The sequence below is a fragment of the Massilia sp. ZL223 genome (assembly GCF_018119395.1).
Lineage (GTDB): Bacteria > Pseudomonadota > Gammaproteobacteria > Burkholderiales > Burkholderiaceae_D > Telluria.
In genome coordinates this window covers 1-13906 of record NZ_JAGPWD010000023.1, presented here as the reverse complement: position 1 = coordinate 13906, position 13906 = coordinate 1, and the positions used below count along the sequence as shown (strand labels likewise).

The following is a 13906-nucleotide window of genomic DNA, read 5'->3' as shown; positions in this document are numbered from 1 at the left end:
CTCTCGCCCATGACGACGACACAGACACGCGCAGGAGGATTCGACACTGGCCCGCTGTCCTGGGTGATCGGCGAGATCCGCGATGCGCTGGACCGTTCCGGCGCCGCGGTGCGCGACGCCGCCGGACGCAGCCAGGAAGCCCAGCCGACCCTGCTGCTGCATGCCAAGACCCACCTGCACCAGGCCCACGGCGCCCTGCAGATGGTGGACGTCGAAGGCGTGGAAGCCTATACCGGCGCCGCAGAGGATCTGCTCGACCGCCTCAAGGACGGCCAGCTGCCCTGCACCGAGGAGAACGCGAAGCTGCTGCAGGACGCCTACGGCGCCCTCGGCGAATACCTCGACGAGCTCCTGGCCGGCGCGCCGCAGCAGCCGGCGCGCCTGTTCCCGTATTTCCGCGACTTGCAGGAGCGCCTGGGCGTGCAGCGCATCCACCCGTCCGACCTGCTGGTCCTGGACTTGTCCACCCTGCCGGAGCTGCCGGTGGAGGGCGAGGCCGGCCCCGCCGACTACGCCGCCTGCCGCGCGCGTTTCGAAAAATCGCTCCTGCCCTACCTGAAGAGCACCGAGCCGGAGCAGATCCGCCTGCATGCGGCCGGCATGCGCGACGCCATCGCGCCGATCGCGGCCGCCCAGCAGGAGCCGCGCGCGCGCCTGTTCTGGCAGGCGATGCACGCCTTCGCCGCCGTGGTGGCGGAGGGCCAGGTCGGCAGCGACCTGTATGCCAAGCAGCTGTTTGGCCAGATCAACCTGCAGGCGCGCCGCCTGTCGCAGGGGCAGGGCGGCACGCCCGAGGCCATGCTGCGCGACGCCCTGTTCTTCGTCGCAGCGGCGCCGGACCCAGCCGCGGGCGGCGAGGCGCAGCGCCTGCGCCAGGCCCTGCACCTGGACGGCGCGGTGCCGCAGGACTACGCCGAGCGCCGCTACGGCAAGATCGACCCGGCCGCGCTGAAGGAGGCGCGCGAGGCCCTGGCCCGCACAAAGTCCGACTGGGACCGCATCGCCCACGAGCCGGACGCCGTGGTCGAGGACGACTTCAACCAGGCGCTGGCCCAGCTGGCCGGCGCCAGCGAAAAACTGGGCGCGCCCGCGCTGGCCCAGCTGCTGCGCGAGCTGGGACGCGCCGCCACCGATTCCATGTCCTCCGGCCGCAGCGACCAGTTCGGCCTGGAGATGGCGGCCGCCATGCTGTTCGTCGAGAACGGCCTGGACCAGCTGCGCCAATTGCCGGGCGACTTCGCCGAGAACGCCGAGGCGGTGGGCGCGCGCCTGCTGGCCCTGGCCGCCGGCGAAACCCCGCCGGACGCCGCGCACTGGCAGGGCGAACTGGCGCGCCAGATCCAGCAGGGCCAGACCGTGGCCGTGCTGGCGGGCGAGATCAAGACCGGCCTGCGCCAGATCGAAAAGCTGCTCGACGACTACTACGACGACCCGTCCAGGCGCCAGGTGCTGGAGCAGAGCACGCCGGTGCTGCACCAGCTGCAGGGCGCCTTCGCCATCCTCGACCTGGAGCAGGCGGTGCAGGCCACGCGCCACGTCGCGGACGAGGTGCGCAAGCTGGCCGAATTCGAGGGCGACGTCACCAGCCAGCACGCGGCGCTGCACAACATCGCACAGAACATCGGCGCGCTGGGTTTCTTCGCCGACCTGCTGGCGCAGGACAGCGAGGCCGCGAAAGGCCGCTTCACCTTCGACCAGGACAAGCTGCTGCTGCGCGAGCTGCCTTACGAGTTCGTCGAGACGCCGCCTGAGCCGGCGCCGGTGGCGCAAGAGGCTCCGGCCCAGGAAAGCAGTATCGAAGCGGAGCTGCTGGACATCTTCATTGCCGAGGCCCAGGAAGTGCTGGGCTTCGTCGCCCAGAACCTGCCGCGCGCGGCCGAGGAGCCGGGCAACCAGGAAACCCTGACCCTGCTGCGCCGCTCCTTCCACACGCTCAAGGGCAGCAGCCGCATGGTGGAGCTGGAGGATTTCGCCGCCACCGCCGCCGCCGTCGAGCGCGTGATGAACGTGTGGCTGGCCGACAGCCGCCCCGCCACCGCCGACCTGCTGGCGCTGCTGGCCCATGCCCATGCCGAGCTGGATGCCTGGGTGGCCGACCTGGCCGCCGGGCGCAAGCCCGCGCGCGACGGGGCCGCCCTCATCGAGGCGGCCGGCCGGGTGCAGGAAGGCGGGCCGTTCGAAGCGGCCGGGGAGGAAGTGCGAGAGGACGACATTCCCGTCCTCGACCAGCCGGTCGACCTGGAAAGCGTCAAGCGCATCGGCGCTCTGCAGGTGCCGGCAGCGCTGTACGACATCTACCTGGCCGAGACCGAGCAGCTGGTCGAGACGCTGGCGCAGGAACTCGACGCCTGGCGCGCCGATCCGCGCCGCACCGTCTCGGAAGAGGGCCTGACGGCCGTGCACACCCTGGCCGGCACTTCGGGCACAGTCGGCTACCTGGCGCTGCGCGACGTGGCCCAGGCGCTGGAACTGAGCCTGGAAAAACTGGTGACGCCGGGCGCCGCCATCGAGGACGGCCAGCTCGAGGTGCTGGACACGGCCCTGTCGCGCATCCGCACCATGCTGCAGGTGTTCGCCCTGGGCGAACTGGCGCCGGAGCAGCCGGACCTGATCGACCAGCTGGCGGGATTGAACGAACGCGTGGCCAGCCAGCAGGCGGCCGCCGTCTACGGCGAAGCCGACCCGGAACTGGCGCAGAAGCTCGACGGCCTGTTCGCCGCCGCCTACGACAGCCTGGTAGCCGAGCCGCCGGCCTTCGACACCAGGCCCGCGCCGGAAGCGCCCGCAGTCAGCGAAGCCGATGACGTCTTCGACCTGTTCCTCGACGACCCGTTCGCGGCGCCCGCCCTCGACCAGGCTGCGCCTGCACCGGCCGTGCCTGTGCCGGACATCGAGGAATTCGTGCCGGAGCTGGACGAGACAGCCTTCGTGGCCGTGACGCCGGACGAAGCGGTGCTGACCGAGCCCGAGGCCGCGCCGGAAGCTGCAAGCGCGCCTGCGCCCGAGCCCGAGCCGGTCCTTGCGGCCGGCCCGGTCTTCGCCGACGAGCTGGACCCGGACCTGCTGCCCGTGTTCCTGGAAGAGGGCACCGACCTGCTGCCGCAGATCGGCAACGGCCTGCGCCAGTGGCAGCAGCATCCGCAGGACATGTCCATCGCCCAGGGCCTGCAGCGCGCCCTGCACACCGTGAAGGGCAGCGCGCGCATGGCCGGTGCGATGCGCCTGGGCCAGCACACGCACGAACTCGAGACGCAGATCGAGAACATGGTGCATGCCGGGACCACCAGCCCGGCCGCCTTCGACGAACTGCTGGCCAATTACGACCAGGCCTTGCTGCTGTTCGAACAGCTCCAGCAGCCGCGCGCCGCAGTGCAGGCCGAGGCCGCGCCGGCGCCGGCGCCGGCGGCGGCCGAGCAGCCGGGCGCGCGTTCGCCGCTGGTGCGCGTGCGCGCCGACATCCTCGACCGGGTGGTGAACCAGGCCGGCGAAGTGTCGATCACGCGCTCCAAGCTGGAAACCCAGGTCGATGCGCTCAAGGGCTCGCTGAGCGATTTCTCGGACAACGTGGCGCGCCTGCGCCGCCAGTTGCGCGAGATCGAGATGCAGGCCGAATCGCAGATCGCCTCGCGCCTGTCGATCGCCGGCGAGCGCGAGTTCGATCCGCTCGAATTCGACCGCTTCACCCGCCTGCAGGAACTGACCCGCATGCTGGCCGAAAGCGTGAACGACGTGGCCTCGTTCCAGGAAAGCCTGGGCCGTACGGTCGACAGCGCGGCCGAGGAGCTGGCGGCGCAGTCGCGCCTGACGCGCGACCTGCAGCGCGACCTGATGCGGGTGCGCATGGTGCCTTTCGCCAGCCTGTCGGAACGCCTGTTCCGGGTGGCGCGCCAGACCGCCAAGGAAACCGACAAGCGCGTCAACCTGGACATCCGCGGCGGCTCGGTCGAGGTCGACCGCGGCGTGCTGGAACAGATGGCCGCGCCTTTCGAGCACCTGCTGCGCAACGCCATCGTGCACGGCGTCGAGCCGCGCGCCCAGCGCCAGGGCGTCGGCAAGTCCGAGACCGGCGAAGTGCTGGTGCAGGTGAGCCAGCACGGCAACGAAGTCGTGATGCAGTTCAGCGACGACGGCGCCGGCCTGGACCTCGAGCGCATCCGCGCCAAGGCGCGCGCGGTGGGCCTGCTGGGCGAGCTGGACGAAGTCTCGGACCAGGATGCGGCCGAGCTGATCTTCGAGCCGGGCTTTTCGACCGCCGACACCCTGACCGAACTGGCCGGCCGCGGCGTCGGCATGGACGTGGTGCGTTCCGAGGCCCAGGCGCTGGGCGGCCGGGTGGCGATCGAGTCGCAGCCCGGACAGGGCACGCGCTTCACCATCCACCTGCCGCTGACCCTGGCCGTGGCCCAGGTGGTGCTGGTGTCGAACGGCAGCCGCACCTACGCGATTCCGGCCACCCTGGTGGAGCAGATGCAGCAGGTGCGCGACGCGGACCTGGAGGCGGCCCGGCAAGAGGGCAGGATCGTGGCCGGCGGCGATACGCTGGCTTTGTACGAGCTGCAGGATTTGCTGGGCGAGGAAGACGAGCGCCTGCCGCTGCAGCGCTCGAATCCCGTCATGGTGCTCAACAGCGGCAGCCGCAGGATTGCCCTGTGCATCGGCGAGGTGGTGGGCAACCGCGAAGTCGTGGTCAAGAACATCGGGCCGCAGCTGTCGCGCGTGCCTGGGATCGCGGGCGCGACGGTGCTGGGTTCGGGCGAGATCGTCCTGATCCTCGATCCGGTGGCGCTGGCGCAGCAGCCGGTCAAGGCGCGGCGCGTGCAGCCTGAGGTGGTACCGCAGCCGCCGAAGGCGGTCGTGATGGTGGTGGACGATTCGATCACCGTGCGCAAGGTGACCCAGCGGCTGCTGGAGCGCGAGGGCTACCAGGTGCTGCTGGCCAAGGATGGCGTGGACGCGCTCGAGCAGATCGCGCAGCTGGGGGCGCCGGACCTGATGCTGGTCGATATCGAGATGCCGCGCATGGATGGGTTCGATCTCACGAGGCAGATTCGCGGGAGTTCGGCGACGCAGGGTGTGCCGATCATCATGATCACGTCGCGTACGGCGGACAAGCACCGCAACTATGCGCTGGGGCTGGGCGTGAATGCCTATTTCGGCAAGCCGTATCAGGAAGAGGTGTTGCTGGCGGCGATAGGGAGCTTGCTGGGGCGCGAGGCGGCTTGATGCGTTAGCGGCTGCTCCACGAACTTGGGTCCCGGCCTTCGCCGGGACGACGGTCTCCGAGCTAGAGGTAGAGGAAACCCTGTGTTAGCTCCAGCACGTCGTTCCGGCGAAGGCCGGAACCCAAGTTTCCGTGCACATCGTTAGCTCTGTTTTTTCACCACACTAAACCGCTCCAAGGTCCTCTGCCGAGCCTTGTCATGATCGACAACCGGCCCTGGATAATCTCTCCCCAGCACCACCCCTTTCTCAGCGAGCTTTTGAGGCGCCACCAGCCACGGCGCATGAATCTCCTTCGCATCCAGCGCCTGCAGCTGCGGCACCCAGCGCCGAATGAACTCCCCCTTCGCATCAAACTTCTGCGACTGTGTCACCGGATTGAAAATCCTGAACCACGGCTGCGCATCGCAGCCCGTCGACGCCGCCCACTGCCAGCCGCCGTTGTTCGAGGCCATGTCGTAATCGTTGAGCTTGAGCGCAAAGTAGCGCTCCCCGCGCCGCCAGTCGATCCCCAGGTCCTTGACCAGGAAACTGGCCGTCACCATCCTCAGCCGGTTGTGCATGAAACCGGTGCGATTGAGCTGCGCCATCGCCGCATCCACCAGCGGATACCCGGTCCGCCCCTCGCACCAGGCCGCGAACAATGCCTCTGCCTCCGGCCCATCCTCCCACCGCACCGCATCGAAGGCCGGCTTGAAGGCCCGCGTCGCCACCTGCGGATGCCGGTACAGGATCATGGCGTAGAAATCCCGCCAGATCAGCTCGGACAGCCAGGTCGAGGGGCCCGCCCCCCCCCCCCCCCCCCCCCCCAAAACCCCCCCCCCCCCCCCCCCCGCCCCCGGCCCCCCCGGGGGGGGCCCCCCCCCCCCCCCCCCCCGCGGCGACAGCCACCGCCTCCGATTTCTTGCGGGATGATCTCGCCGCCGACGATCACCGCGTGGACGGCAAAGCCGTCCACCCTACCTGAACGGCCTGCTCACGAAGCGCGACCCGGCCAGCCCGAAGCGCCACGGCACGTCCACCGCCTTCGAGATGCCGATGCGCGGCCCCTCCACGACCGGCAGCTCGCGCGGCGCCGGCAGCAGCTCGAAAGGCGGCGCCGACAGCGGCATGCCGTTGAGCGCCCGCGTGACGCCCAGCGCCTGGCACAGCTTGCCCGGCCCGGAACACAGCAGCCACTCGTCGTCCGCATCGCGCCGCGCGCGCATCACGTCCAGCCCCGCCACCGGCTCCAGCGCCCGGATCAGGACCCCTGCCCCATGCCCCGCTTCGCGGCACACGAAGTTCAGGCACCAATGGATGCCGTAGGAACGGTAGACATAGGCATGTGCCGGCGGCCCGAACATGGAGGCATTGCGCTCGGTGGGACCGGAATAGGCGTGCGAGGCCGGGTCTTCGCGGTCGTAGGCCTCGGTCTCGACGATGCGCCCGCCGACCCCGTCGACCAGCACCGTGACCCCGATCAGCTGGCGCGCCACGATCTCCGCCGGCGCCGAAAAATCAATTCCCGCAATTATCGAAATAGCCATGCTTCGATTCTATCCCGGGTCAGATTGACCCGGCGTTTTGGTGAAATTGACACACAGATCGCATTGCTTTGCTGCAAGTTAATTCTTGCTGGGTTATAGTGACGCCTGTTGTTGCCTTTCCCAGAAGCACCCATCCTTTCCCATGAACACCGTCGCCGAACCCATTCAGCAGGTCGATCAGGTCGATGCCCTGATCAAGTCGATCCGCATTCCGCCGCGTCCCAGCCTGCTGGCCGACATGCAGCGCGAGCTGGCGTCGGAAGATCCGTCGCCTGAGGCAATCGGCAAGATCGTGGCGAGTGACGTCGGCATGTCCGGCGCGCTGCTCAAGCTGGCCAATTCCTCGATCTTTGGCGGACGCCGCAAGGCCAAGTCGGTCGAGCAGGCCATTCTGTTCCTGGGCATCAACCAGGTGGCGGCCCTGATGACGGGCCTGCTGGCGCGCCAGGCGATTCCCGCCAATAGTGCCGAACTGGCAAGCTTCTGGGACATCTCCTCGCGCCGCGCGCAAGCCATGGTGTTCCTGTCGCGCCGCCTGCGCATCGGCGAGCCGGACGTGGCCCACACCTTCGGCCTGTTCTGCGACACTGGCGTGCCGCTGCTGATGGACCGCTTCCCCGACTATGCCGCGACCTACGCCGCCGCCTCGCTGGAAATGGTGCGCCCGTTCACGGCGCTGGAGGACGAGCGCCACAACACCAGCCACGCGGCGGTCGGCTGCCTGCTGGCGCGCAACTGGGGCCTGTCGGGCGATGTCGGCTGGGCCATCCTGCACCACCACGATTTCAGCGTCCTCGACGACGCCTCGACCGCATCCACCGTGCGTTCGCTGGTGGCGCTGTCGGTGCTGGCGGAAAGCGCCCTGTGCAGCTACCAGGGCCAGCCCGAGTCGCTGGAATGGGGCAAGGCAGGCGACGCCGCCTGCGCTTATCTTGGCCTTTCCGGCGAGGAAACGGCCGAATTGTTCGACGAATTGCTCGAAGCTTTTCACGAAGAATAAATACATACTTTTGACTTCCTCTCCCTTCAGGCAGATACTTGGCTAAAAGTAGTTGCGCAGGAGGAGACATGAAGCGCCTGATTCTGTTGCTGCTGTCGGCAGCACTCGCCGGATGCGCCAGCGTGGCGCCGCCACCCGCCCCGACCGCCCTGTTTGCCGACGCCGGCTTCGCGCCGCCGTCCGAGCCCGTGAGCGCCGACGAGCTGTTTACGCTCAGTCCGGCCATGAAGGCCTACATCAGCAGTCCCGCGTTCACGCAGACCCTGCGCTCGCGCGGCTCGCGCCATGGCCTGGTCGATGCGCTGTACAGCAAGACCGACCTGAAGCTCGAATACGAGTCCACGACCACCCGCACCGCCGCCCAGACCTATGCGGTGCGCTCGGGCAACTGCCTGTCGCTGGTGATCATGACGGCCGCGTTCGCCAAGGCGCTGGGCATGCCGGTGCAGTTCCAGAGCGTCACCACGGACGAGATGTGGAGCCGCATGGGTGGCTTGTACCTGGCCAGCAACCACGTTAACATCAGCATCGGCGACCGGATCGGCGACGTCCAGAACGGCTTCGACACCAGCCGCCACCTGGTGGTGGACTTCCTGCCGCCGGCCGACGCGGCCAAGCTGCGCAGCCGCGCGCTGGAAGAGGAAGACATCGTCTCGCTCTACCTGAACAACCGCGCCGCCGAAGCCCTGGTGCAGCAGCGCGTCAACGACGCCTACTGGTGGGCCAAGGCGGCGGTGTCGGCGCGTCCCGGCGCGGTACAGCCGCTCAACACGCTCGGCGTGGTCTACCAGCGCCATGGCGACATGACGCTCGCCGAGCAGACCTTCCGCGCCGCGCTGTCGCGCGAACCCGAAAACGTGTCCGTGCTGCGCAACCTGCAGCCGGTGCTGCTGGCCCTCGGCCGCCCGCTGGAAGCGCAGGAACTGGAAAAGCGGATCGCCAGCATCGAGCCCTATCCCCCCTACTACTTCTTCGACAAGGGGATGGCGGCGCTCAAGGCCGGCGATAACGACGAGGCCAAGGACTTGTTCGAACGCGAGATCAAGCGCTCGCCCTACAACGACGAGTTCCGCTTCTGGCTCGGCATTGCGCACCTGCGCCTGGGCGAACTGGTCGACGCCCGCGAGCACATCGCGCTGGCGGTCGACAACAGCACCAGGAAGAGCAACCGCGATATCTATTCGGCCAAGCTGGCCTACCTGCGCAGCATTGCGCAGACGGGGGCTCGGCTGCGCTGACGGCGGATGCCATGGCGGGGGAACGCGACTGCTATACTTGAGCGTCCCCTTGCCTCGCGAATCCACCATTGAGCTCGTCCGGCCGCATCGTCCTCGATACCTTCGACAGTACCGTCCTCGCCAACAATGCGATGGGCGATCCCGCGCGGCGCATCGTGCCGGTCTACCTGCCGCCGGGATACGACGAGAACCCGTCGCAACACTATCCCGTCGTCTACCTGCTGGCTGGATTCAATGGCCGCGGCACGACCTTCCTGAACGACACGGTATGGGATGAGAACATCGCTCAGCGCATGGACCGCCTGATCGCCGGCGGCACGGTCCGCCCCTTCATCGTCGTCATGCCGGATTGCCTGACCCGCCTGGGCGGCAGCCAGTACATCAATTCACCGGCCACCGGCCGCTACGAAGACCATCTCGTCGACGAACTGGTCCCCTACATCGACCGCAGCTACCGCACGCTGGCGCGGCGCGAGTACCGCGCGGTGGCGGGAAAAAGCTCGGGCGGCTATGGCGCGCTGATGCTGGCGATGCGTCATCCCGACATATTCGCGCTGACGGCCTCGCACAGCGGCGACCTGTATTTCGAGCTGTGCTACAAACCGGCCTTCGTCACCTGCGCGCGTTCGATCGGCCGGCTGGGCGGACTCGATCGGCTGATGCGCGACCTGCATACCCACCGTCCACGCGACGCCGCCTACCGCGCGGTCGTCAACACCCTGGCCATGGCTTCGTGCTACTCGCCCGACCCTGCCCTGCCGCACGGATTCGCGCTGCCCTTCGATCCGCACACGGCGGAAATCAACGACGCCGTGTGGGCGCAATGGCTGCGCCACGATCCCGTGCACCTGGTGGACGAATATCTGGAGGCCCTGGCCTCGCTGCGCCTGATCTACCTGGACGCCGGCACCCAGGATGAATTCAACCTGCAGTTCGGCGCGCGCATCTTCCGCGACCGCCTGGCCCGGCACGGCATCGCCGTCGTCCACCAGGAATTCGACGACAGCCACCTGAACATCCCCTACCGCTTCGATACCTCGTTCGCCGCGATCTCGCAGGCAATGTCAGAGTAGCGATCCCTGCACCGGTGATGCGCGATCCTCGCCGGGATCCACGGCCAGCTGGCGCCATACCTGCAATTTCTGCTCAAAACTCAGCGCCATGTGCGCAGGCGAGGACGACGGCAGGACCACGGTGCGGTAGCCGTGCTGCGCGAACTGGGGCGCGAACTTGCCCGAGGCCTGGCCATTGAATCCCACCGTCTCCAGCCGCGGGCATAGTGCGCGCAGGCGCTCGAAATCGTTGGCGGCCGGCTTGCGGATCGCGGAATCGAGGCTGCCTTCGCGCTCGCAGGCGGCCAGCACGTCCCACAATCCCACGTGGTGCGCGAGCAGGCGCGGCAGGCGCTCGGCGTAAGGCAGCGCGGCCAGGTCTTCGCCGATGACCGAGGAAATCAGGCGCCAGAACTGGTTGCGCGGATGGGCGTAATACTGCTGGGCGGCGAGCGAGGCGGCGCCGGGGAAGCTGCCGAGGACGAGGATGCGGGTCCCGGCGTCGATGACCGGGGCAAGCCCGGTAAGGGTCGCGGAAGTCGGGGTATCGAGGGGGTTCGGCATGGGGGCATTGTAGCCTCGCGATGCCGAACCCGATGCGCGCTTCGTGGATCAGTTATGGATGTATTTGCTGAACACGTCGCTGAAGTCGCATTTGGTGTGCGTCTCCAGCATCGCAGTGTTCACGGCGGCCAGCAGTTCGCCGAACTGGCCCGCCACGCCGCCCGCCGGCGCCGTATTCAACTTGTGCATCGACGCGGTGGCGTCCAGCGCGCGCAGGGCGTTGTCGCGGCCGACGGCATCGCGGTGCTGCTGCTTGCCGATCGAGATCAGGGCCTTGTAGATGTCCTTGAGCTGTTCGATGTGGGATTTCTTGACGTCGATGCTGAAGGTCGTGTCGCCGGCCCGGAATTTGAGTTCGACGTCCATGTCGAGCGTACCGGCGGTTTCGATGCTGACGTCGGAGATATGGGTGGACGCGTATTCGTAGCGCTTGATCGAGCGCTTCGAGGACACGGCGGAATCGCCGTCCACGTGGATCAGCGCCACGTTGGTGAAGCAGTACTCGTCCTTCTTGCTCTTGATGAGGAAGAAGATCTGCTCGCCGTCTTCCGAGAACAGGTAATCGTCGGCGTCGACCTTGTCGTAATCCTTGGGCGAGACGATCACGCCGATATCGCTGATGCCGAGGGCCTCTGCGGCCAGCTTCTTGAACATGTCCAGGACTCCATCGCTGTGAAAGATGTCCTTTTATACACGTAAATCTGCGTCTTGCGCCCTCCTTCTCCCGACACGATGTTGCTCTCTCACAACGAACTTCTGTATTTTATGTCTTTACGCTTGATTAACCCTCGACCACTTAGTCAAACTACAAGTTTTGCTCATCCTGTCTATGCAACAGGCGCCAGGCGCATGACGCGTGCCGGCGGCAGCGAGTGACTTTTCTTATAGATTGGACATCGGTATGGATACACGCTTCAAGCATTCCCTGCTCGCCCTGGCCGTCGCCAGCGCTTTCCCGCTGCACGCCAGCGCCCAGGAAACCCCGCCCGCCGAGGAGGCGAAGAAGCCCGGCCAGCTGGAGACCGTGATCGTGACCGCACAGCGCCGCGCGGAAAACATCCGTGACGTGCCGATGTCCATCGCCACCGTGAAGGGCGAGAAGCTGGACGTGCTGACCTCGGGCGGCCAGGACATCCGCTTCCTGAGCGGCCGTTCGCCGTCCGTGTCGGTCGAATCGGACTATGGCCGCACCTTCCCGCGCTTCTACATCCGCGGCCTGGGCAACACCGACTTCGACCTGAACGCGTCGCAGCCGGTCGGCCTGGTGATGGACGACATCGTCCAGGAAAACCCGATGCTGAAGGGCTTCCCGGTGTTCGACGTGGACCAGATCGAAGTGCTGCGCGGCCCGCAGGGCACCCTGTTCGGCCGTAACTCGCCGGCCGGCGTGATCAAGTTCGACTCGGCCAAGCCGGTGTTCCGCAAGGAAGGCTACGTCAACGTCGGCTTCGGCAAGGACCGCGTGCGCAACATCGAAGGCGCCATCAACATCCCGGCCAACGACGTCTTCGCCACCCGTATCTCGGTGCAGTCGCAGCACCGCGGCGACCGCGTGCACAACGACCGCCCGAACGCGCCGACCCGCGACTTCGAAGGCTACAAGGACAACGCCGGCCGCATCCAGTTCCTGCTCAAGCCGACCAAGGACTTCAGCGCGCTGCTCAACCTGCACGCCCGCGACATGGACGGCAACGCCACCCTGTTCCGCGCGAACATCCTGAAGAAGGGCACCAACGAGCTGGTCGACAACTTCGACTACAAGTCCTACCCGACCGACGGCCTGAACACCCAAAGCCTGAAGAACAAGGGCGCCAGCCTGCGCCTGCGCTGGGATACCCCGGGCCTGACCTTCCACTCGATCACCGGCTACGAGACCCTGGAATTCTTCAGCCGCGCCGACGTCGACGGCGGCTACGGCGCCGTCTATGCGCAGCCGATGGGTCCGGGCTTCATCCCCTTCGTGGTGGAGACCGCCGACCTGATTCCGGACCATAAGCAGCTGTCGCAGGAATTCCGCGTCGAGTCCAACAACAAGGGCCCGCTGCAGTGGATCGCCGGCCTGTTCTACTTCGACGAGCAGATCCAGATCGATTCGATCTCCTTCGACTCCCTGGCGCCGGGCAATCCGCAGAACTTCAACTACGCGACCCAGAACCAGGACGCCAAGTCGTGGGCGGTGTTCGGCACCGTCAACTACACCGTCACCGACGCGTTCAAGCTGCGCGCCGGCCTGCGCTACACCAAGGACAAGAAGGACTTCGTGGCGCGCCGCATCGAGACCGGCGGTTCGACCAACCTGCCGCTGCACGATTCGTCGAACAACGTGAGCTGGGACCTGAGCGGTACCTACACCCTGAACAAGGACACCAACCTGTTCGGCCGCATCGCGACCGGCTACCGCGCCGCCTCCATGCAGGGCCGCCTGTTCGACCTGACCTCGCTGCCGTCGCAGGCTGACGCCGAGAAGATCGTGTCGGTGGAATTCGGCGTCAAGCAGGACCTGTTCGACCGCCGTGCGCGCATGTCGGCCACCGTGTTCGACTACCGCATGAAGGACAAGCAGCTGACCGCGGGTTCCGGCACCGTCAACATGAACCAGCTGGTCAACGCCGACAAGGTCACCGGCCGCGGCGTCGAACTGGACTTCCAGGCCAACCTGAGCGACGCCTGGAGCATGACCTTCGGCACCAGCTACAACGACACCGAGATCAAGGACCCGAACCTGTTCGTGCAGTCCTGCGGCAGCGGCTGCACCACCCTGGATCCGCGCCGCACCTTCACGGACGCGAACGGCAACGTGATCGGCTCCGCCGCCATCATCGACGGCAACCCGCTGCCGCGCGCACCGAAGTGGCAGCACAACCTCACCCTGCGCTTCAGCCAGCCGCTGGGCAACGGCGAGATCTACGCCTTCACCGACTGGGCTTACCGCACCTCGTACAACTTCTTCCTGTACGAAGCGGCCGAGTACAAGGCGAAGGAACTGCTGGAAGGCGGCCTGCGCGTGGGCTATCGCTGGAACGACGGCAAGTATGAAGTGGCAGCTTACGGCCGCAACATCACCAACCGTATCCAGGCGCTGGGCGCGATCGACTTCAACAACCTGACTGGTATCGTCAACGAGCCGCGCACTTATGGTGTGCAGTTCAAAGCGAACTTCTAAGTCAGCCTAAAGACCGTCGGGGGGGGGGGGGGGCGGGGGGGGGGGGTTGGGGGGGGGGGGGCGGGGGGCCGGGGGGGGGCGCCCCCCCCCGGGGGGTGGCGGGGGGGGGGGGGGGGGCGGCCCGGGGGGGGGGGGGGCGG

8 protein-coding genes and 1 pseudogene are annotated in these 13906 nt (G+C 67.3%); 5 read left to right on the top strand and 4 right to left on the bottom strand.

The window, feature by feature from the left end; translation table 11 throughout:
• The first annotated feature begins 9 nt into the window (after window positions 1–9).
• Entirely contained in the window at window positions 10–5223 is a 5214-nt protein-coding gene (locus tag KBW95_RS14835) for an Hpt domain-containing protein (protein ID WP_211528628.1), read from the top strand.
• A gap of 140 nt (window positions 5224–5363) precedes the next feature.
• Here the strand turns inward: KBW95_RS14835 and KBW95_RS14830 are convergent.
• Both KBW95_RS14830 and KBW95_RS14825 read right to left on the bottom strand, forming a co-directional pair.
• A pseudogene (locus KBW95_RS14830) lies at window positions 5364–6020 on the bottom strand (deoxyribodipyrimidine photo-lyase); the annotation flags it as partial.
• Window positions 6021–6179: 159 nt separating this feature from the next.
• Window positions 6180–6749: a DNA-3-methyladenine glycosylase gene (locus KBW95_RS14825; protein WP_211526937.1), complete on the bottom strand. Its 570-nt coding sequence runs from the start codon at window positions 6747–6749 to the stop codon at window positions 6180–6182.
• A 142-nt stretch (window positions 6750–6891) separates the two neighbouring features.
• On the opposite strand from KBW95_RS14825, the gene KBW95_RS14820 reads away from it, so the two are divergent.
• The 3 genes from KBW95_RS14820 (at window position 6892) to KBW95_RS14810 (ending at window position 10060) form a co-directional block, all read left to right on the top strand.
• Window positions 6892–7749, top strand: coding sequence for an HDOD domain-containing protein (locus KBW95_RS14820; protein WP_211528627.1), 858 nt, complete (start codon window positions 6892–6894; stop codon window positions 7747–7749).
• Window positions 7750–7817: 68 nt separating this feature from the next.
• Window positions 7818–8987 carry a tetratricopeptide repeat protein gene (locus tag KBW95_RS14815; protein WP_211526935.1) on the top strand — a complete coding sequence of 390 codons (1170 nt, stop codon included), beginning with the start codon at window positions 7818–7820 and terminating at the stop codon, window positions 8985–8987.
• Between the two features lie 68 nt (window positions 8988–9055).
• Window positions 9056–10060, top strand: coding sequence for an alpha/beta hydrolase family protein (locus KBW95_RS14810; protein WP_211526934.1), 1005 nt, complete (start codon window positions 9056–9058; stop codon window positions 10058–10060).
• On the opposite strand, the gene KBW95_RS14805 is transcribed toward KBW95_RS14810, so the two are convergent.
• Both KBW95_RS14805 and KBW95_RS14800 read right to left on the bottom strand, forming a co-directional pair.
• Window positions 10052–10603, bottom strand: a complete 552-nt coding sequence (locus KBW95_RS14805) for a DNA-deoxyinosine glycosylase (protein WP_211528626.1) — start codon at window positions 10601–10603, stop codon at window positions 10052–10054. The genes KBW95_RS14810 and KBW95_RS14805 overlap by 9 nt on opposite strands.
• 48 nt (window positions 10604–10651) lie before the next feature.
• Window positions 10652–11257 carry a PH domain-containing protein gene (locus tag KBW95_RS14800; protein ID WP_211523479.1) on the bottom strand — a complete coding sequence of 202 codons (606 nt, stop codon included), beginning with the start codon at window positions 11255–11257 and terminating at the stop codon, window positions 10652–10654.
• 247 nt (window positions 11258–11504) lie between these two features.
• On the opposite strand from KBW95_RS14800, the gene KBW95_RS14795 reads away from it, so the two are divergent.
• Window positions 11505–13766, top strand: a complete 2262-nt coding sequence (locus KBW95_RS14795; protein WP_211528625.1) for a TonB-dependent receptor — start codon at window positions 11505–11507, stop codon at window positions 13764–13766.
• The last annotated feature ends 140 nt before the right edge of the window (window positions 13767–13906 follow it).

Bases quoted from the DNA above. Each gene is read 5' to 3' on its own strand.
- KBW95_RS14835 (WP_211528628.1), top strand. From the start codon at position 10: ATGACGACGACACAGACACGCGCAGGAGGATTCGACACTGGCCCGCTG.
- KBW95_RS14825 (WP_211526937.1), bottom strand. From the start codon at position 6,749: ATGGCTATTTCGATAATTGCGGGAATTGATTTTTCGGCGCCGGCGGAG.
- KBW95_RS14820 (WP_211528627.1), top strand. From the start codon at position 6,892: ATGAACACCGTCGCCGAACCCATTCAGCAGGTCGATCAGGTCGATGCC.
- KBW95_RS14815 (WP_211526935.1), top strand. From the start codon at position 7,818: ATGAAGCGCCTGATTCTGTTGCTGCTGTCGGCAGCACTCGCCGGATGC.
- KBW95_RS14805 (WP_211528626.1), bottom strand. From the start codon at position 10,603: ATGCCGAACCCCCTCGATACCCCGACTTCCGCGACCCTTACCGGGCTT.
- KBW95_RS14800 (WP_211523479.1), bottom strand. From the start codon at position 11,257: ATGTTCAAGAAGCTGGCCGCAGAGGCCCTCGGCATCAGCGATATCGGC.
- KBW95_RS14795 (WP_211528625.1), top strand. From the start codon at position 11,505: ATGGATACACGCTTCAAGCATTCCCTGCTCGCCCTGGCCGTCGCCAGC.